Source organism: Pseudomonas sp. 11/12A, assembly GCF_000800055.1.
Lineage (GTDB): Bacteria > Pseudomonadota > Gammaproteobacteria > Pseudomonadales > Pseudomonadaceae > Aquipseudomonas > Aquipseudomonas mohnii.
The window spans coordinates 2728006-2746810 of sequence record NZ_JUGV01000001.1; the positions used below are offsets into that span (position 1 = coordinate 2728006).

At 60.4% G+C, this 18805-nt stretch carries 17 protein-coding genes; 10 read left to right on the plus strand and 7 right to left on the minus strand.

Annotation, left to right across the window (positions count from 1 at the left end; translation table 11 throughout):
* Positions 1-23 precede the first annotated feature (23 nt).
* The 4 genes from GQ39_RS12515 to GQ39_RS12530 all read right to left on the minus strand — a co-directional run bounded on the left by GQ39_RS12515 (position 24) and on the right by GQ39_RS12530 (position 3912).
* A complete protein-coding gene (locus GQ39_RS12515; protein ID WP_047530221.1) occupies positions 24-1103 on the minus strand; it encodes an ABC transporter ATP-binding protein in 1080 nt (359 codons plus the stop codon).
* Positions 1096-1902, minus strand: coding sequence for an ABC transporter permease (locus tag GQ39_RS12520; RefSeq protein WP_047530223.1), 807 nt, complete (start codon positions 1900-1902; stop codon positions 1096-1098). The genes GQ39_RS12515 and GQ39_RS12520 overlap by 8 nt, the downstream gene beginning before the upstream one ends.
* Positions 1899-2759 (minus strand): ABC transporter permease, encoded by an 861-nt coding sequence (locus GQ39_RS12525; protein WP_052193571.1) that lies wholly within the window; start codon positions 2757-2759, stop codon positions 1899-1901. The genes GQ39_RS12520 and GQ39_RS12525 overlap by 4 nt, the downstream gene beginning before the upstream one ends.
* A 97-nt stretch (positions 2760-2856) precedes the next feature.
* Entirely contained in the window at positions 2857-3912 is a 1056-nt protein-coding gene (locus GQ39_RS12530; RefSeq protein WP_047530224.1) for a polyamine ABC transporter substrate-binding protein, read from the minus strand.
* A gap of 196 nt (positions 3913-4108) precedes the next feature.
* Between GQ39_RS12530 and GQ39_RS12535 the strand changes: the two genes are divergently transcribed.
* The 4 genes from GQ39_RS12535 (at position 4109) to GQ39_RS12550 (ending at position 8233) form a co-directional block, all read left to right on the plus strand.
* Complete coding sequence (locus tag GQ39_RS12535) at positions 4109-5041, plus strand: GntR family transcriptional regulator (protein ID WP_047530226.1); 933 nt, start codon at positions 4109-4111, stop codon at positions 5039-5041.
* Between the two features lie 99 nt (positions 5042-5140).
* A complete protein-coding gene (locus tag GQ39_RS12540) occupies positions 5141-6424 on the plus strand; it encodes a nucleotide disphospho-sugar-binding domain-containing protein (RefSeq protein WP_047530228.1) in 1284 nt (427 codons plus the stop codon).
* A 35-nt stretch (positions 6425-6459) separates the two neighbouring features.
* Positions 6460-7857: an NAD(P)/FAD-dependent oxidoreductase gene (locus tag GQ39_RS12545; protein ID WP_047530229.1), complete on the plus strand. Its 1398-nt coding sequence runs from the start codon at positions 6460-6462 to the stop codon at positions 7855-7857.
* 13 nt (positions 7858-7870) lie between these two features.
* The gene (locus tag GQ39_RS12550) at positions 7871-8233 is read left to right on the plus strand and encodes a cupin domain-containing protein (RefSeq protein ID WP_047530231.1); all 363 of its coding nucleotides are present in this window, start codon (positions 7871-7873) and stop codon (positions 8231-8233) included.
* A gap of 24 nt (positions 8234-8257) precedes the next feature.
* Here the strand turns inward: GQ39_RS12550 and GQ39_RS12555 are convergent, their stop codons facing one another.
* Positions 8258-9385 (minus strand): GGDEF domain-containing protein, encoded by a 1128-nt coding sequence (locus GQ39_RS12555; RefSeq protein ID WP_047530232.1) that lies wholly within the window; start codon positions 9383-9385, stop codon positions 8258-8260.
* 398 nt (positions 9386-9783) lie between these two features.
* On the opposite strand from GQ39_RS12555, the gene katG reads away from it, so the two are divergent.
* Positions 9784-12042: a catalase/peroxidase HPI gene (gene katG, locus GQ39_RS12560; protein ID WP_047538819.1), complete on the plus strand. Its 2259-nt coding sequence runs from the start codon at positions 9784-9786 to the stop codon at positions 12040-12042.
* 554 nt (positions 12043-12596) lie between these two features.
* Positions 12597-14453, plus strand: coding sequence for an arsenical pump-driving ATPase (arsA, locus tag GQ39_RS12565; protein WP_236693100.1), 1857 nt, complete (start codon positions 12597-12599; stop codon positions 14451-14453).
* A 262-nt stretch (positions 14454-14715) separates the two neighbouring features.
* Here the strand turns inward: arsA and GQ39_RS12570 are convergent, their stop codons facing one another.
* The gene (locus GQ39_RS12570) at positions 14716-14946 is read right to left on the minus strand and encodes a hypothetical protein (protein ID WP_047538824.1); all 231 of its coding nucleotides are present in this window, start codon (positions 14944-14946) and stop codon (positions 14716-14718) included.
* Positions 14947-15121: 175 nt separating this feature from the next.
* Between GQ39_RS12570 and GQ39_RS12575 the strand changes: the two genes are divergently transcribed.
* A complete protein-coding gene (locus GQ39_RS12575; RefSeq protein ID WP_047530234.1) occupies positions 15122-16783 on the plus strand; it encodes a SulP family inorganic anion transporter in 1662 nt (553 codons plus the stop codon).
* Between the two features lie 21 nt (positions 16784-16804).
* Here GQ39_RS12575 and GQ39_RS12580 read toward each other — a convergent pair whose 3' ends face one another.
* Positions 16805-16993 (minus strand): ribbon-helix-helix protein, CopG family, encoded by a 189-nt coding sequence (locus tag GQ39_RS12580; protein WP_047530236.1) that lies wholly within the window; start codon positions 16991-16993, stop codon positions 16805-16807.
* 383 nt (positions 16994-17376) lie between these two features.
* On the opposite strand from GQ39_RS12580, the gene GQ39_RS12590 reads away from it, so the two are divergent.
* From GQ39_RS12590 to GQ39_RS12600, 3 genes are all read left to right on the plus strand, one after another.
* Positions 17377-17808 carry a hypothetical protein gene (locus tag GQ39_RS12590; RefSeq protein ID WP_047530240.1) on the plus strand — a complete coding sequence of 144 codons (432 nt, stop codon included), beginning with the start codon at positions 17377-17379 and terminating at the stop codon, positions 17806-17808.
* Positions 17809-18120, plus strand: coding sequence for a hypothetical protein (locus tag GQ39_RS12595; protein ID WP_177329327.1), 312 nt, complete (start codon positions 17809-17811; stop codon positions 18118-18120).
* Positions 18121-18327: 207 nt separating this feature from the next.
* Positions 18328-18783 carry a VOC family protein gene (locus tag GQ39_RS12600; protein WP_047530242.1) on the plus strand — a complete coding sequence of 152 codons (456 nt, stop codon included), beginning with the start codon at positions 18328-18330 and terminating at the stop codon, positions 18781-18783.
* The last annotated feature ends 22 nt before the right edge of the window (positions 18784-18805 follow it).

Below are 18805 nucleotides of genomic sequence, written 5' to 3' on the forward strand. Positions count from 1 at the left end.
ACTCCTGCCTGGTCTTTTATTGTTCAGCGCGTCAAAACACGGGCATGGCGAGGCTGCCAGCCCAAGCGGATGGTCGTTCCGATTGCGAAACGGGCGAATTCGAATTGCGACGACGGCACGCGAACGATCAGGGCCTTGTCGCTGAGGGCCGTCTGCACATGCACGTTGGTGTCGAGGCCGTGGTAAGCGATTTCGACAATCTTGCCGCTGACCTGGTTGGCGCAAGTGCCGCCCTCTTCGGTCAGCACTTGCAAACGTTCCGGACGCACCACCAGGGCCACCGATTGACCAGGCACCAGGGGTACGTCGGTCTCGACCACCAGCTCCTGGCCGTTAACCCGCACCGAACGCTCGCCCGAACGCACGCCTTCAAACAGATTGCTGACGCCGATGAAGTTGGCGACGAAGCGGCTGTTGGGGTTCTCGTAGAGTTCGCTCGGGCTGCCGCACTGGCAGACCTTGCCGCCGTCGAGCACCGCCATGCGATCGGACATCACCAGCGCTTCTTCCTGGTCGTGGGTGACGATGATGAAGGTGATGCCGCTTTCAAGTTGCAAACGCTTGAGCTCCAGCTGCATTTTTTCCCGCAGCTTCTTATCCAGTGCGCCCAGCGGCTCATCGAGCAGCAACACCCGTGGACGCTTGACCAGCGCCCGCGCCAAGGCCACCCGTTGACGCTGGCCACCGGACAGCTGATCGGGCTTGCGCTCGGCCAGATCCCCGAGTTGCGCGGTGCTCAGCACCTCGTCGACCCGGCGGCGGATTTCCGCTTCCGGCAGACGTTCCATTTCCAGGCCGTAGGCAATGTTCTTGCGCACGGTCATGTTGGGAAACAGCGCATAGGACTGGAACATCAAATTCAACGGCCGCTTGTTGGCCGGCAGCGGCGAGATGTCCTTGCCGTCCAGATAAATGCAGCCGCCGCTGGGCGTCTCGAAACCGGCGAGCATGCGCAGCAGCGTGGTCTTGCCGCAGCCGGACGGTCCCAACAAGGCGAAAAACTCGTTCTCGCGGATGTTCAGCGACACCTCGTCGACGGCCAGGCCGTTGCCATAAGACTTGCTGACCTTGTCCAGGATCAGTACCGCAGATGAATTATTCATGGGTGCGAGGAGCCTTGTTGAGACGCTGCGAAGCCAGCAGCGCAGTGATGCTGACCAGCATCACCAGCGTCGCCAGGGCGTTGATTTCCGGGGTGACGCCAAAACGGATCATGGCGTAGATCTGCATCGGTAACGTGGTCGAGGCCTGGCCGGAACCGGAGTTGAAAAAGGCGATGATGAATTCGTCCACCGACAGGGTGAACGCGAGCAAACCACCGGCCAGCACGCCGGGAAAAATCGCCGGCAACAGCACCCGGCGAAAAGTGGTGAACCAGCTCGCGCCGAGGTCGATCGAGGCTTCGAGAATCGAATAGTCGAAATGCTTGAGCCGCGTGCGCACCACGGCGCAGACGAAGGCGATGTTGAACACCGCGTGGCTGATGATGATCGAGTGCAGCCCCAGCCCGACCTTGAGCAAGTTGAAGAAGCTCAGCAGCGCGATGGCCAGGACGATGTCGGGGATGATCATCGGCGCCATCAACAAGGTGTCGACCACCTGCCCCTTGTCATCGCCCTTGCGACGCATCTCGATGCCCAGTGCCAGCAAGGTGCCGAGCACACAGGCAATGAAGGTCGCCGACAGCGCCACGATCAGGGTGTTGAGCGCCGCCGACAAAATCGCCGAGTTATGCGCCAGCGCCGCATACCACTTCAGGGACACCCCGCCCCAGGCGGTGGGCAAGCCGGACTTGTTGAACGAGAGCAGGATCAACACCAGGATCGGCACATAGAGGAAGGCGTAGACCAAACCCAGATGCGCATTGAGGACGCTGCCGCCAACAGAAGGTGATCGACTCATGGGCGGCCTCCTTCGGCACGACGGGCCACCAGTGCCTGGATGAACAACAGGACCAGCATGATCGCGATCAGGAAGAAGCTCAGCGCCGCGCCGAACGGCCAGTCCCGCGCGGTCAGGAACTGCGAGTAGATCAGGTTGCCGACCATCTGCACCTGCTTACCGCCGAGCAAATCGGCGGTGATGAAGTTGCCGATGCTGAGGACGAAGACAAACACCGCGCCGGCTGCAATGCCGGGCACGCTCAGGGGCAGGATGATCCGGCGAAAGGTCATCCAGCCCGAAGCACCGAGGTCTTTCGAGGCGTCCCAGAGTTCGTTGTTGATCCGCGACAGGGAGGAGAAAATCGCCAGGATCACAAACGGGATGTAGTTGTAGACCAGCCCCAGCACCACCGACGCTTCGGTGTACAGCAGGCTGATGGGTTCACCGCTGTAGCCGCACAGTTGCAGCAGGCGGTTGATCAGCCCTTCACGGTTGAGCAGGACGATCCAGGCGTAGGTACGGATCAGGTAGTTGCTCCAGAACGGCAGCATCACCAGAAACAGGAATACCGCTTGCCGACGCCGTGGCGCACGGGCAATGGCGTAGGCCGCCGGGTAGCCGATCAGCACCGCGAAGACCGTTGCCAGACCGGCGATTTTTGCCGATTTGAGCAGGATGCTCAGGTACAGCGGATCAAAGGCGCGCTGGTAGTTTTCCCAGGTGAACAACCAATCGATGCCGCCATAAGCACCGCGTTCGACGAAGCTGTAGACCAGCACCAGCAAGCAAGGAATCACCAGAAAAGTCAGCAGCCAGCCAAAGCCGGGCGCAAGAAGCCAGGCCGACAGACGCCTGTCAGCATGCAAAGCACTCATTACCCATATCCTCCCGCCTCAGGACCGAGGCGGCTTGCGAGCGTGGCGAGGCATGCACGGCATGCCTCGGTTCGATGCGGCTTGCGTTGTGCGGGGCTTAGTTCTGTGCCGCCATGATTTCGGTGACGGCCCGGGTGTAGGCCTTCTGCGTGGTGCCGCCCAGGTCACGCAATTGCTCCATCTTCACCAGATCGCCCGGGGCGATGGTCAGGTTGGGGTATTGCTTGAGCAGGTCAGCGGACAAACCGGCCATTGCAGCCTGGTTGGGGATTTTGTAGAGGATGTTTTCGGCGACCCATACGTGGTTTTCCTTGGCCAGCATGAAGTTGACGAACTTGAACGCCTCGTCCTGATGCTTCGAGCTTTTCAGCACGACCATGGTGTCCACCCACAGATCGGAACCCTCCTTGGGCACGACAAACTTGATCGCCGCGTTGGCCTGGGTGCCGTAGTTGCACCAACCGTCCCAGGCGTGCGCCATCAGCGATTCGCCGGAAGCGAGCTTGGAATAGAAGGTAGTGTCGTCAAAGGCGAGGATGCGTTTTTTGGTGGCGATCAGTTGATCGCGTACGGCGGCGATCTGGCCGGGGTCGCTGTCGTTGACCGACCAGCCCTTGGCGAGGAAACCGGCCCCTAGCATCCAACGGTCGGTGGCCAGCATCGTGACTTTGCCCTTGAGCGCGTCGCTGGGGTTGAGCAGGTCGTTCCAGCTTTGCGGCGCCGGGGTCACCTTGTCGGTGCGATAGCAGATACCGGTCGTGCCCCAGGTGTAAGGCACCGAGAAATGGTTGCCGGGGTCGTATTCCAGGTGTGTGGCTTCGGGGTAGAGATTTTTGAGATTGGGGACCTTGACCGGATCGATGTCGGCCAGCAGGCCTTGCTTGTGCAGGACTTCGGCGAAGGGCGAGGAGACGAAGACCACGTCATACCCTTCACCGCCAGACGCCATGAGCTTGCCCATGATCTCTTCGTTGGTGGCGTGCAAGGCTTTGTCGACATCGACGCCACTGGCCGCCTTGAACTTGTCCAGCGCATCCGGGGCCATGTAGCCGTCCCAGATGGAAATCACCATGTCTTTCGCGCTTGCAGCCTGTGTAGCGATCGCCAGGGAAACGGCCAACCCCACGCACAGCACGTCTTTCAGCTTTCTCATGATACTCACCCGACGATTGTTTATTGTTTTTTCGAAGGCAGTACGGCAAAAAGAGAAACGATTACATGTGTTTTTTTTTAGAAATTAGGACCAGCACTAAAAGATGTCAACGCTTTTTTTCTGCGCCTGACGATTGAGCGGTGCATGGCATAAGATGAGCGCCTGAGTCCGAAGCGACCGAACCGAGATAAAACGCTTGAGCACAACAGCCGAGAAAAAACCCCGCACTAACCACCTGGAACTGGCCCGAAGGATCCTGGAACACACCCAGGAAACCGGGCTGGTGGCCGGTGACCCGGTGGCCGAGCAGGCTCTGGCGCGCACCTTTCAGGTCTCGCGCACCCTGATTCGCGGCGCCCTCAAAGTGCTGCTGGAAGAAAACCTGCTGAGCCATGAATCCGGCAAGGGCTATCGCCTGATTGCGGCCCCCGCTGGCCAGGCCTTCAACGCCGCCCTGCCCCAGGCCGAAGAAGAAGAGCTGGCCACCTCGGTCCTGCGCGACCGCATGGCCGGGCGCCTGGGTGACAGCATCAGCATCAGCGAGTTGATGCGCCGGTACGACATCGGCCGGCCGGCGGCGCAGAAAGCCCTGCAACAGCTGAGCGAAAGCCAGGCGATTGAGCGCGGCCCCGGCCAGTCCTGGCTGTTTCGGCCCTCACTGAACAGCCTCGCCGCGCTGGAAGAAAGCCTGAAGTTCCGCCTGATTCTCGAGCCGGAAGCCCTGCTCAGCGGGCAGTTCAACGCCGATCCGCAACGCCTGGCCTTGCTGCGCAGCGCCATGCAAACGCTGCTTGCACGCCCGGTGGAAGACTTCGACATCCAGCAGTTCCGCGAGCTGGATATCAGCTTCCACGAACTGCTGGCCCAGAGCTGCGGCAACCGTTTCATCGGCGACGCCCTGCTCCAGCACCAGAGTCTGCGACGCCTGCCGAACCTGCTGCCATCGGTCAGCGTGCACCGCTTGCAGGAAGCCTTGCGCGAGCACCTGCAAATCATCGCGCACATCGAGCGCGGACAAATGGAGATCGCTGCCGACCTGCTGCGCCTGCACCTGCGCCTGAGCGCCGCGCAACGCCCGCAAACCGCCAACCGTGGCATCCCGCAGAGCCACCCGTTCGGCCGCCGTTGAAGCGCCTCAAAAAACTTGATGATTTTTTTTATAAAATAAGACAGCATCAAATCATCTTCAGAAACGGCGGGACTTTCCCGCCTTGGATCTGGCGGCGCCATGCACACACAAAAATTAATCGCCCTGTTTCCAGAAGCCAGTTTCGGCGCAGCCTTGAACTGCATTGGCATCGCCCAATCGCTGCGCGAGCTGGGCGCCAAACCGGTGTTCATTTGCCACGAGCATTTCCGGGGACTCTTCGCCGAATACGGTTTCGACGAGTACCCGATTCCGCAAGCCAGCCCATTGTCGGCGGCGGAGCACCAGCACTATTGGGAGCGCTTCATCGAGCGCAACATTCCCTACTTCGACCAGACCCCGCTGGCACAGATCGACAGCTACGTGGCACCGGCCTGGGACGCGATCATCGACACCGCGATCGAAGCGGAAAAACCCTTGCAGCAATTGCTCGGCCGGCTGAAACCGGATGTGATCGTCCTCGATAACGTGGTCATGTTTCCGGCCATCGCCAACGCCGGCTGCCCCTGGGTGCGGATGGTCTCCTGCGCGGAAACCGAACTCCCCGACGCCGCCGTGCCGCCCTACCTGTCCGGTTGCCTGGCCAGTGATGTCGAAGGCCGCGAGCGCTTCACCGAGCATTACCTGAACGCCGTCGCACCGGCCCATGAACGCTTTTCGCAGTTTCTCGCCAGCAACGGCACGCCGCCCTGCCCGCCCGGCCAGTTCCTCGTCGATTCGCCGTGGCTCAATCTGCTGCTGTCGCCGACGCCGGTGCGCTACGAACGCCAGCAACCTCTGGACCCGCAACGCTACGTCTACCTCGACGGCTGCGTGCGCCGCGAAGCGCCCTACATCGTTCCTGACTTTCCGCGGCACAACGAAGCGCCGCTGATCTACATCAGTTTCGGCAGCCTCGGGGCCGCCGACACCGAGATGATGAAACGACTGATCGCCACGGTCGAAACCCTGCCCTATCGCTTCCTGATCAACGTAGGCGCCTACCGCGACATGTACACCACCGTGCCGGACAACGTGTACCTCGACAGCTGGTTTGCCCAACCGGCGGTGCTCAAGGAATGCGAGCTGTTCATTCATCACGGCGGCAACAACAGTTTCTGTGAAGCGCTGTACTTCGGCTTGCCGTCACTGATCATCCCTTACTGCTGGGACGGCCACGACAACGCCGCGCGCGCCGAGGAAGTCGGCGTCGGCCGCTACCTGCCACGCTTCGCCGATCCGCTGGCGGCACTGCCCGCCGCCCTCGAACAGTTGCTGGCCGACCACGGGATGAAACAGCGCCTCAAGGCGTTCAGCGAGCGCATGCAGGCGATTCGCGGCACCGACTTGGCGGCACGGGCGATCCTGGCGTTGCCCGACAGCTGACCCACCATTGCCGCCCACAACGCCGGAGTTGCTGAATGAAGTCCCCAACGCGCCACGACTCGCTCGACAACGTACACGCCCACCCGTTCTGGCAGGACACCGTCGCACAAGCGCCAAGCGCATCGCCACTGGCGGGCAGCCTGCAATGCGACCTGGCCGTTGTCGGCGGCGGCTTCACCGGGTTGTGGACGGCGCTGCTGGCTCGTCAACGCTGGCCGACCCTGAACATCGCGATCATCGAAGCGCGCCACTGCGGCGGTGAAGCCAGCGGACGCAACGGCGGTTTCTGCGCGCCGAGCATCTCCCATGGCGTTTCCAACGCACTGAAACGCTGGCCGCAGGAAGCCGAGCGACTGATCCGCCTGGGACGGCAGAACCTCGACGAGTTGGCGGCCGACCTGCAGCACTTCGGCATGCAGGTCGAGTTCGAACGCGAAGGCAAGTTGAACCTGGCGAGCCAACCCTGGCAGGTCGAGGGTTTGCGCTCGATGCAACGCAACTACGCCCGGTTCGGCATTGAGTGCGAATGGCTTGAAGGCCGCGCGCTGGCACAGCACCTGGACTCACCGCGCTACGGTGCCGGAGTGTTCGAACCGAACTACGCGCTGCTCAACCCGGCGAAGATGGCCGCCGAGTTGCGCCGGGTCTGCCTTAAGCAGGGCATTCGGCTGTTCGAGCAAAGCCCGGTGCTGGAACTTCAGAACACCGGCGACCGTCTGCGCTTGCGCACGGCGAACGGCGGGATGGAAGCCGGGCAAATCGCCCTCGCGACCAACATCGCCCCGCCGCTGCTCGGGCACCTGGCCTCCAGCGTGATTCCGGTATATGACTACAGCCTGGTCAGCGAGCCGCTGAGCGATGAGCAACTGCAGGCTATCGGCTGGACCGGCCGCTACGGCATCGCCGATTCGGGCAACCAGTTCCATTACCTGCGCAAGACCGCCGACAACCGCATACTCTGGGCCGGCTACGACGCCATCTACCACTTCGGTGGACGCCGCGATGAAGCACTGACGCAACGACCGGCGAGTTTCAAGCGTCTCGCCGAGCAGTTCCACCAGGCGTTCCCGCCGTTGCGCGATGTGCGCTTCAGCCATGCCTGGGGCGGCATCATCGACACCTCCGCGCGCACCACGATGTTCACTGGCTGTGAGATGCAGGGTCGCGTGGCCTACGCCCTCGGCTTCACCGGGCAAGGCGTGTCGGCCAGCCGTTTTGCCGCGCTGAACATGCTCGACCTGCTGGCCGGTGAAGCCACGGAACGAACAGAACTGATGATGACCTCCAAGGCGCCCTTCCGTTTTCCGCCAGAGCCACTGCGCTACGCCGGGGTGAAGCTGGCGCAGCGCTCGCTGGCCCGGGAAGACCGCGATGGCCATCGCGACCTGTTGCTCAAAACCTTCGATGCCTTTGGTATCGGCTTCGATTCCTGAACCGGAGATCCGCATGTCCAGCGCCCTGCCCCAGCACGTGATCAACTTCGCCAACCCGCAGTTGATCCCCAAAGAGCTCGAAGTCAATGACCCGGCCATTGTCGATGCGCCCTATCGCAGCAGCAGCTGGCGCCACTTCGTGGCCCCGCAGAAAAACGCCGTGGCCGGCATCTGGGAGGCCGGCCCGCATCTGGAGCGCTGCCAATGCGATTACGACGAGCTGTGCCATATCCTTGAAGGCACCGTACGCCTGACCGACGCGCAGGGTGTCAGTTGCACTTTTGGTCCCGGTTCTTCGTTCGTGGTTGCCGCCGGATTTCAAGGCACCTGGGAAAACCTCACGGCGGTGCGCAAGGTGTATTTCATACTGGGATGAGCACCCGGCCGGTGGTACCGGGCGTTACTCGGCCACCGCGACCTGGTTGCGCCCACGGGCCTTGGCGCGGTAAAGCGCTTTATCGGCGTTGCACATCAAACTGTGCAAATCATTGTCGCCAGGCACCATGACCGCCACACCGACACTGGCGGTTATGCAGTGAACCGGGCCGGTCATGAGCCCGGAAATGGACTGGATGAGGTCCTCGGCAATGCCTTGGGCGGTTTCGATGGAGGTATTGGGCAGCAACACCGCGAATTCCTCCCCGCCCAGTCGACCGTGGATATCGCCCTCCCGAAAGGATTGACCGATCACCACACCCATTTGTCGCAGGACCTGATCGCCGATCTGGTGCCCGTAGGTGTCGTTGATGTGTTTGAAGTGATCCATGTCCAGCATGACCGCACACAGCGGCAACTGGTAATTTCGGCAATGGCTATAGAGCTGCTGGGCATGCTGGAAAAAAGCCCGGCGGTTTTTCAGGCCGGTGAGCTCATCGGTTTGTGCCGCGCGCGTGGAAATGCCGTGCGCCAGCTCCATTTCGCGGGTTAGCCGAAAGGCCGTTTCCACCGCATTGGCCAGGCTGCTGGTGGCCCTGAACACGAATGAGGCGAACACCAGGACCGCCACGGCCATCCCGATTTGCAGGGTTGACGGCTGGAACAGCAGCCACAGGGTGCAAGGCAACAGCACCAGGGAAATCGACACCACCGTCATGTAGCGGTAGGCCGAGTAACAGGACACCGCACTGACGGACATCCCGACGGTAAACAACATGACCAGCGCCTGGGCCAACAGGTCGTCCCTGGGCATGACCGCCAACGCTCCAGCGCCCCAGATGCCAGCGGACAACACCAGCGTCAGCCAATACTTGAGTTCCCAGCGCTGTGGCGTGCGCAGCGCTGCCGGGCTGTGGAAATAGACTACGAACATCAGAATGCGTATCAACGTCGCCCCCGTCAGCAGGGCTATCCACCAGAAAACCACGTTGTGATCAAAACGATCCCAACACAGCCAGCTCAACATGATCACGGCCAGAAAACTGCCGAAAACCGCCGAAACCGATTGGCGAAACAACTGATGCAATCGATCCATGTGCACCTGCTGTGCAATGTAACGATCCTGCTCGTGCCGAAAACCAAGGCCGTCCATTCAATCCGCCTGATCGTGATGCCGTAACGAACAGCTATTGTGGCACATTGCCAAGCAGCGCCTGCAACACTCTGTGCAGGGCTGAGAGATTGCGCCTATCACCTGCCAATACTGCGACTATTAGCTGACTTGGCAACGGGCGACTAGCATTAGCTGCTGCCGGTGCACTCTGGCCGGCCGAGACTGATATCGAGACAAGAATGAGTCAGAAACCGACCAGGCGTACCGTGGGTGATCTGTCGGCACATCGATTGCCGCTGTCATGAATGCCCGCGTAGCCCCGACGATCCGTTGATCGACCTGCCGGGCCCGCCGCCTGAGTCATTGATTTCACTGGCCGTTTTCCCGACTGAGCCGGGCCGGATGGCGGCATGGACACGACCGAGGGTAGCGCACACATGGCAACTGAATCGAAATGCCCGTTCAATCATGCCGCCGGCGGTGGCACCACGAACCGCGACTGGTGGCCGAACCAACTGAACCTGAGGATCCTGCACCAGCACTCGCCCCTGTCCGACCCCATGGGCGAGGGTTTCAACTACGCCGAAGCCTTCAAGAGCCTGGACTTCGCGGCAGTCAAGAATGACCTGAACGCGCTGATGACGGACTCGCAAGACTGGTGGCCGGCGGACTTCGGCCACTATGGTCCGTTTTTCATTCGCATGGCCTGGCACGCCGCTGGTACTTATCGCACCGGTGACGGCCGTGGCGGTGCCGGCTCCGGCCAGCAGCGCTTTGCCCCCCTCAATAGCTGGCCGGACAACGTCAGCCTGGACAAGGCTCGCCGACTCCTCTGGCCGATCAAGCAAAAATATGGCCGCAATATTTCCTGGGCCGACCTGATCGTACTCACCGGCAACGTCGCCCTGGAATCCATGGGCTTCAAGACCTTCGGCTTTTCCGGCGGCCGCGCGGACGTCTGGGAACCGGATGAGGACGTTTACTGGGGCTCGGAAAACAAATGGCTGGGCGGCGACACGCGCTATGGCAAAGATGACAGCAAACCCGTGCAGGCGCCCGGCGATGTGCCGCTCGTCGCCGAGCCGGGGAAAAACGAGGACAGCCGTACCGCGCAAGGTCGCAACCTGGAAAACCCCCTCGCCGCCGTGCAAATGGGCCTGATCTACGTCAACCCGGAAGGCCCGGAAGGCCAGCCGGACCCGGTGGCTTCAGCGCTGGATATCCGCGAAACCTTCGGCCGCATGGCCATGAATGACGAAGAAACCGTGGCGCTGATCGCGGGCGGCCACGCCTTCGGCAAGACCCACGGCGCCGGCCCTGCCGACAATGTCGGGCCCGAGCCCGAAGCGGCCGGCCTGGAACAACAGGGCCTGGGCTGGAAAAACAGCTTCGGCACCGGCAAAGGGCCCGACACCATCACCAGCGGCCTGGAAGTGACCTGGACCACCACCCCGACAAAATGGAGCAATAACTTCCTGGAAAACCTGTTCGGCTTCGAGTGGGAACTGACCAAGAGCCCGGCTGGCGCGCACCAGTGGAAACCGAAAAACGGCGCGGGCGCCGGCATCATTCCCGACGCCCATGACCCGTCCAAACGCCGTGATCCGACCATGCTCACCTCGGACCTGGCCCTGCGCTTCGATCCGATCTACGAACCGATTGCCCGTCGCTTCCTGGCCAATCCCGACCAGTTGGCCGACGCCTTCGCCCGTGCCTGGTTCAAGCTGATCCACCGCGACATGGGGCCGCTTTCGCGCTACCTCGGCCCGGAAATGTCTGACGAAGAGCTGCTCTGGCAAGACCCGATCCCGGCGCTCGACCATGAATTGATCAACGACAGTGACATCGCCACGCTCAAGAGCAAGGTGTTGGCTTCGGGCCTGACGGTGTCAGAGCTGGTGTCCACGGCCTGGGCGGCGGCATCCACCTTCCGTGGCTCCGACAAACGCGGCGGCGCCAACGGCGGGCGCCTGCGCCTGGCGCCACAGAAGTCCTGGCAGGCCAATCAGCCGGAACAACTGGCGAAGGTGCTGGCAAAACTCGAGAGCATCCAGAACGAGTTCAATACCGGTGGCAAGAAAGTGTCGCTGGCCGACCTGATCGTGCTGGCCGGCGGTGCCGGTGTCGAACAAGCCGCGCGAACCGCCGGGCACAACGTCACGGTGCCTTTCAGGCCGGGGCGCATGGACGCCAGCCAGGAACAGACCGATGTCGAGTCGTTCGGCTTTCTCGAACCCATCGCCGACGGTTTCCGTAACTACCTCAAGACGCGCTACCGCGTACCGGCCGAGCAGCTGCTGATCGACAAGGCGCAATTGCTGACCCTCACCGCACCGGAAATGACCGCGCTGATCGGTGGCCTGCGCGTGCTCAACACCAACGTCGGAAAAACCGCCCATGGCGTCTTCACCACACGCCCGGAAGCGCTGACCAACGACTTCTTCACCCACTTGCTGGACATGGGGGTGGAATGGAAACCAGTCTCGGAGGCCAATGAGGAGTTTGAAGGTCGCGACCGCAAGACCGGCCAGCCAAAGTGGACCGCCACTCGCGTCGATCTGGTGTTTGGTTCCAACGCGCAGCTGCGGGCGCTGGCGGAGGTCTATGCAACCGCCGGGGCGCAAGAGAAGTTCGTCCATGACTTCGTAGCGGCGTGGACCAAGGTGATGAACCTGGATCGCTTCGACCTGAAGTGAAACGCGGGTCACTGATGGGTCGCTTCGGCCATGGATGAGCCGCAGTGACCCGTCGCTTGAACAGGGGCGGCGCAATGCCGCCCCTGTCATTTTGATTGCCACTTGCGTGTCCGCCCTACTCACGCGGATCGATCTGATCCAGCACCCGGTTCGCCGTGATTTCCGCCAGCTGTGAAAATCGGGGGATTGGGTGAAGGCTTGATCATGTTCGGTCCCCAAAAACGTGGAGCCGTCATCACTTGCGACTAAACAAGGGGTGGCAGCTGTACGCAGGTTAGTCGACCGGGGAGTACCAAACCGGCGCGCCCGAAGGCGTCCTGCGCGCAACTACCATGAAATGCAGGCATTAACATGACCTGACTATCCAGATGCAGATGCGCTTCGATACACCACAGGGCGACTAAACCTGATCACTGATGCGCAGTGACGCGAATCAAGTTACCGAGCAGTCCCAAGGCGCACAAGCCGGCGGATTCTGGCGTAACCGTAGGCAACGACGCAAGGTGTTGTAGCTTTCAGGAAGTGAGTTGTAGGGCGCTTCAACAAGCCCCTGAATGTTCCGTTTGGCTCATAAGACAATGTTTTTAATCCCGGGCATCGGTCTAAACTCAGATCCCCAGTCGTGCTCCCCAGGAGAGGTCAGAGTGACCATGCAGCCAACCATCAAACTGCTCGATCAGCCCACCAAATATGTGTTCTTCACCGGCAAGGGCGGGGTTGGCAAAACGTCGGTCTCCACGGCGGTGTCCATCGCGTTGGCTGACGCAGGCAAGAAAGTGCTTCTGGTCAGCACGGACGCCGCCTCGAACCTTGATGAGATGCTCGGCATCGAGCTGAGCAATCAGCCTGTCCCGGTGCCGGACGTGCCTGGCATGTACGTGCTCAACATTGACCCCGCAACCGCAGCCACCGACTACCGAGCCAGAGTGGTCGAGCAAATGGGCTCGCAAGCCAGCGATCAAGACATTGCACTGGTGCGTGAGCAACTCTCGGGGGCCTGCACGACCGAAATCGCAACCTTCGATGAGTTCTCCCACCTCTTGGCGCAAGGCGGCGCAGCCTATGACCATGTCGTGTTCGATACCGCTCCCACGGGACACACGCTCAGGTTGTTGAGCCTGCCCAAAGCGTGGAGCGGATTTCTGGAAGGCAATGATCGTGGGGCGTCCTGTCTGGGGCCGCACTCGGGTTTGAAAATGCAGGAGCAGCTTTTCAATCAGGCTTTGGCTGCGCTCAATAACCCTGCCCTGACCACCGTCGTGCTCGTGGCCCGGCCCGATAAAGGCGCGCTCGCCGAAGCAGCGCGCTCCTCCGACGAACTTCGTGAGTTGGGTCTGGAAAATCAGCGTCTGGTCGTGAACGCCGTGTTCAAATGCGGCGACTTGAATGACCCGATTGCTGCCGCCATCGAGGCCATTGGCCAACAGGCGCTCGACGAGATGCCCGCTTCGCTGCGCCCGCTGGCCGTCGACTACATTCCGCTCAAGGCCGTGGATTCCGTTGGCTTGCCCGCGCTGCGCGGGCTGCTTGACCCGCAGCCTGCCGGGTCAACAGGCCCGGCATCCCAAGCGCCATCACACCTTGAATATCACGGACTCTCGGAACTGGTTGCCGAGCTTGCCAAGGACGAGCGCGGGTTGATCATGGTCATGGGCAAAGGTGGCGTTGGCAAAACCACCATTGCCGCCGCCATCGCGCTAGGCCTGGTCCAGCGCGGCAAATCCGTGCATTTGAGTACGACCGATCCTGCGGCGCATCTGGCGGTGACCCTCAACGCCGATGTGCAGGGACTCAGCGTAGGCCGCATCGACCCCAAGGTCGAAACTCAAAAATACGTGGACAAGATCGTAGCGTCCCGCGCGCCGACCTTGACGGAAGATGAGACAGCGTTGCTCATTGAGGATCTGCGCTCTCCCTGCACCGAAGAGGTTGCCGTTTTCCATGCGTTTTCCCGCGTGGTGTCTCAAGCCAGAACCTCGTTCGTGGTGCTGGACACTGCCCCCACCGGTCACTCGCTACTGCTGATGGATGCCACTGGCGCCTATCACCGCCAGATGGTTCGGGCGTTCGAAGGCAAGACCTCGGACCACATCGTCACGCCCTTGATGCGCCTGCAGGATGCGCACTACAGCAAAATCATCCTCGTGACGCTGCCCGAAGCCACGCCCGTGTCTCAGGCCGCAGCGCTGCAGGATGACTTGCGCCGGGCCAACATCGAACCCTTTGCGTGGGTGGTCAACAAGTCGCTACTGGCCACGGACACCCAAGACCCGTTGTTGCGAGCACGACTGGAGAGCGAGCGCAAACAGATGGCGCGCGTCGCCGACCAAACCCGGCATGCAGTCATCGTTGTGCCCTGGTCGGCAGAGCCGCCTGTGGGGGTCGCGGCGCTCACGCGCCTGCTGGATTGAAGCGCCAGTATCGGCTCGACACCTTGCCTCTATTGGAACCAAGGCCGTGCTAAAAAAACTGCCATCGCGCTTAGCCCCTGGACCATTCGAATGCCGATGCCCGGCGGCAAGCCGAGGTGGCGGGTCGCGGCAAGGATGTCTTTTATGCAGATCACACAGATAGACAGACTGGGGCAGGCTCGACCTGCCTGTACCGATCACCCATGGATGAACGCTGGCTGATCACGTCGAGGGTCACCATCGCCAAGGCGCCATCCAAAGGTCAGATATGGATTTCAGCGGTCTTGAGGCCCAAGTCTCGAAGTTCGGCGATCAAGTCATCCAGATGCCCGAAAGACTCGACCTCTTCATTGTCATCAACCAAAAAATAACTCCTTCCGGCGTCCTTCTTGAAGAATACGATCCACTCCTTGGGATTGGTCGGATTTGCGATCAAGTGGGTGTCAAAGGTTACGCCTTCGGCATGTTTGCTTTTCACAGCTTTGCGATTCATGTCTGTCACCACGCTACGCGCTTTCTCAAAATTCTCTATGTGCAGTGTATGCCTGCTCAGTTCCGTCTGAGCTTTCACCGTCAACATATCCAGCCGCAAGAAGCAGTGGCTCCACGGTATTTAAATTATCACTGCATGTTAATATTATGCACATGCATCCACTGAGGAGCTAGCCGTGATTGCGATAGGTGAGGCATGGAAGGCGGGGTTGTTGGGTCGAAAGCACTGGCTCCGCAACCTGGTGTCTGGCGTGATAGTCGGGATCGTGGCGCTCCCCCTGGCCATGGCGTTTGCCATTGCCTCTGGCGTCAAGCCTGAGCAAGGCATCTACACCGCAATCATTGGCGGCCTGCTGGTTTCGCTCTTTGGGGGGAGCCGCTTACAGATTGCAGGGCCAACAGGTGCGTTCATCGTGATTCTGGCGGGCGTCACGGCCAAGCATGGGGTCGACGGCCTGCAAATCGCTACGATGATGGCGGGCGCCATGCTGTTATTGCTCGGGGTCGCCCGGCTGGGTGCAATCATCAAGTTTATCCCCGATCCCGTGATCGTCGGATTCACCGCCGGCATCGGCGTGATCATCTGGATCGGGCAGTGGAAAGACTTTTTCGGCTTACCGGCGATCAGTGGAGAGCACTTCCATGAAAAGCTCTGGCATTTGCTACAGGCGCTCCCGGATCTTCATATGGCCACGACCCTGCTGGCTGCACTCAGTCTTTTGCTGGTCGTCACCGCGTCCAAAATTCCCGGTCTCAAACGGGTGCCTGGCCCGCTAGTCGCAATGACGGTAGCTACGGCGATACAGTCAGCCTTTCATTTCGAGGGAGTGGCCACGATTGGCAGCGCATTTGGTGGCATACCTCAAGGTCTTCCTGCGTTAAGCCTGCCTGAAATCACGCTCTCTCGCGTCATCGATTTGATTGGTCCGGCTTTCACTATCGCCATGCTTGGAGCAATCGAATCGCTTCTGTCTGCAATGGTGGCCGATGGCATGGCGGGCACTAAGCATGACTCCAATCAGGAACTGATCGGTCAGGGGATTGCCAATCTGGTCACGCCGTTGTTTGGCGGCTTCGCAGCGACCGGAGCCATTGCCCGTACTGCCACCAATATCCGTAACGGCGGCACAAGCCCGCTGGCCGGCATTACGCACGCGGTCACCCTGGTGTTCATTATTCTGTTTCTGGCACCTCTGGCTGCAAACATCCCGATGTGCGCCCTGGCCGCCATTCTTTTCGTGGTCGCGTACAACATGAGCGAGTTGAAACATTTCAAGCGCATGGTTCAGCGAGCCCCACGCGCAGACGTGTCTATTCTGCTCATCACCTTCAGCCTCACAGTGTTCAGTGACTTGGTGATCGCCGTAAATATCGGTGTCATTCTTGCCATGCTGCATTTCATGCGTCGCATGGCTTCATCCGTGGAGGTACAACAGGTCGTCGAGCACGAGCTTGAAGAAGAGCTGAGAACCAATGGCCATGCGCACTTGCCCCCAGGGATACTGATTTACACGATTGAAGGGCCACTGTTCTTTGCTGCGGCCGAGACCTTCGAGCGAGTGCTGGCACAGACCCATACAGATCCACGCCTGTTGATTATCCGTCTGAAACGCGTGCCGTTTATGGATATCACGGGCTTGCAAGTACTGGAGGAAGTCATTCAGCAGCTGCACAAGCGCAATATCGTGGTAAAGCTCTGCGAGGCGAATACGAAGGTGCTCGGCAAGCTCGACAGGGTGGGCATCCTGCAAGAAATTGGCCCGGAGCATTACCACGCCGACTTCAACAGCGCGCTGGCCAAAGCTGTCAGTCACGTAGAGGGTACGTCGACCCTCTAGAGGCTAACGGCCAGTTTTGGGTCATGACTTGGTACTGACGGCATGCTTGCTCTTGGTCGTATAGCTGGCGCCGTGAGTGGCCAGATAGTCACGAATCAGTTGCCGGACAACCTGCGAAGACGTCAGGTCTTGTGCTGCACAGAGTTCCTCGAACGCTTTTTTCTTGACGGGATCAATGAGCACAGTGAGGCGCGCAGTCTTGCTTTCCATGGGGTATTCAATCGCTCGAGTCGCTGGATGTTAATCAAATTGTAATTGCCTTGTTCTGTGCTGTCACTGTACTGGCAGCCTGTTGCCTGGCACCTCGACGTTACTCACAGGAAAAGGCCGGGTTGTCAGGGCCGTTTGCTGCCCGTCGCGAGAGGCAGAAAACGCCCCTTGGCTGACGGTCCGCCAGAAGCGAAGCGGACGTTCATGAGAATCGGCCTGTGTCCCATCCTGAATAAGGCCTTGATGTCAGCGATCGAAGGGAGGTCGCGATTGACCATCCATCCCCTTGCTCTCTTGTCTATCCGTTTACTGATGTGGATCAGATGCCCCACCCTGCCGGCTCCTATTCTCGAATTGACCCCTCGGTGTCGAGATGAACCCAAATGAACAAATCAAGCCTGATCAGCCGGTGCTTGTTGGCAGGCATCATCCTGCTGGCCACCAGTTTCGCGCTACCGGCCAATGCCGGGCCCCATGGCGGTGGACATGGCGGTCATGGCGGGGATGCCGGATGGTGGGGCCTGGGCATTGGTTTGGGCCTGGGCTGGGAAGCTGCGCACGTCTTTAACCCGTATTACTACCCCGCCTACCCGGTTTATTACTATCCGGCCCCCCCGGTGTACTACTACCAGGCCAGCCCACCACCAGTGATGGTTGCCCCGCCTCCCGGCTCTACGGCCATAGCGCCACCCGCCCCTCCACCCGCCGCCAACTGGTACTACTGCGATTCCGCCCGAGGCTACTACCCGAATGTGCGCCAGTGCCCCGAAGGGTGGCGCATGATTCCAGCAGTCCCGCCTGGGCCGATACACTGAGTGATTGATCCGGTATGCCGCCTGTGGGCGTCGCGGCGTTCACGCGCCTGCTGGTTTCTCAAAGGTGATTTTTCAGGCCCGGCACACATCCATGGCCAGGACATGCCCGGCCTAGCGGAACTGAAAGCCGCCCAGCCCGGACAAATCGAGATCGACTACAGCGACATTGAAGGCGGCGCCCAATTGCTCTTCAAGACCTCCGATCCAGCCTTGATAGCGGCGCTCCACCAGTGGTTTGACGCCCAGCTTTCCGACCATGGCAAGGACGCGATGGAGGGCGACGCACATCATGGCGAGATGATGAACAGGTGAGGGATGAATTGCGGGTAGCAATCGGCCAGAAGCGGACAGTCACTTGATTCGCCTCCAGCGATGGACAGCCCCTCGGTGACCTCAGTTTGAACGCTGGTTTATCGCCGGATTGGCGCACTTCTACATCAACAATACAGCTTCATGAAATCCATCGAACTCTGAGCGGGTCCGGCTTACCATGGACGTCGGTTCAACAGGAAGGCTGCAATGGATCTGAAGTTCAGTCACGTAGATGTACTGGTCAATAATCTCGAAGAGGCCTGTGCTTACTACGCACGGATACTCAATGCCAGGATCTCCAAAACGCTCGTTTGGGAACGAGATGGTCTGCACGTGCGCTACGCGATTGCGCTGATCGGTCAAGAGCGTTTCATGTTGGTACAGCCATTGGCGGGGAACCTGAGGGAGCTATTGGACGCCTCGGGAGAAGGGATGATTTATCGCCACTGCTATTCGACGCCGGACATCGAGAAGGCCTACGACGAACTGGTGGTCGCCGGTGTTCAGCCAGAAGACGAAAACGGAAAGCCATTGGCCCGTGCGAACCTGCAATCCCCGTCCGGGACACGCATTATCTGGTTGCCCAAGCGCTTCGGACACTTCTCTATCGAAATCCTGGAAGACAAGGCTTTAGAGGCATTTGTAGAAGCTGCATTTTCCTGAGTGAGAAGTCGCCATTCAATCC

Bases quoted from the DNA above. Each gene is read 5' to 3' on its own strand.
- GQ39_RS12555 (WP_047530232.1), bottom strand. From the start codon at position 9,385: ATGGACGGCCTTGGTTTTCGGCACGAGCAGGATCGTTACATTGCACAG.
- GQ39_RS12525 (WP_052193571.1), bottom strand. From the start codon at position 2,759: ATGAGTGCTTTGCATGCTGACAGGCGTCTGTCGGCCTGGCTTCTTGCG.
- GQ39_RS12540 (WP_047530228.1), top strand. From the start codon at position 5,141: ATGCACACACAAAAATTAATCGCCCTGTTTCCAGAAGCCAGTTTCGGC.
- GQ39_RS12530 (WP_047530224.1), bottom strand. From the start codon at position 3,912: ATGAGAAAGCTGAAAGACGTGCTGTGCGTGGGGTTGGCCGTTTCCCTG.
- GQ39_RS12550 (WP_047530231.1), top strand. From the start codon at position 7,871: ATGTCCAGCGCCCTGCCCCAGCACGTGATCAACTTCGCCAACCCGCAG.
- GQ39_RS12590 (WP_047530240.1), top strand. From the start codon at position 17,377: ATGAACAAATCAAGCCTGATCAGCCGGTGCTTGTTGGCAGGCATCATC.
- GQ39_RS12570 (WP_047538824.1), bottom strand. From the start codon at position 14,946: ATGAATCGCAAAGCTGTGAAAAGCAAACATGCCGAAGGCGTAACCTTT.
- katG (WP_047538819.1), top strand. From the start codon at position 9,784: ATGGCAACTGAATCGAAATGCCCGTTCAATCATGCCGCCGGCGGTGGC.
- GQ39_RS12520 (WP_047530223.1), bottom strand. From the start codon at position 1,902: ATGAGTCGATCACCTTCTGTTGGCGGCAGCGTCCTCAATGCGCATCTG.
- GQ39_RS12545 (WP_047530229.1), top strand. From the start codon at position 6,460: ATGAAGTCCCCAACGCGCCACGACTCGCTCGACAACGTACACGCCCAC.
- arsA (WP_236693100.1), top strand. From the start codon at position 12,597: ATGTTCCGTTTGGCTCATAAGACAATGTTTTTAATCCCGGGCATCGGT.
- GQ39_RS12515 (WP_047530221.1), bottom strand. From the start codon at position 1,103: ATGAATAATTCATCTGCGGTACTGATCCTGGACAAGGTCAGCAAGTCT.
- GQ39_RS12600 (WP_047530242.1), top strand. From the start codon at position 18,328: ATGGATCTGAAGTTCAGTCACGTAGATGTACTGGTCAATAATCTCGAA.
- GQ39_RS12580 (WP_047530236.1), bottom strand. From the start codon at position 16,993: ATGGAAAGCAAGACTGCGCGCCTCACTGTGCTCATTGATCCCGTCAAG.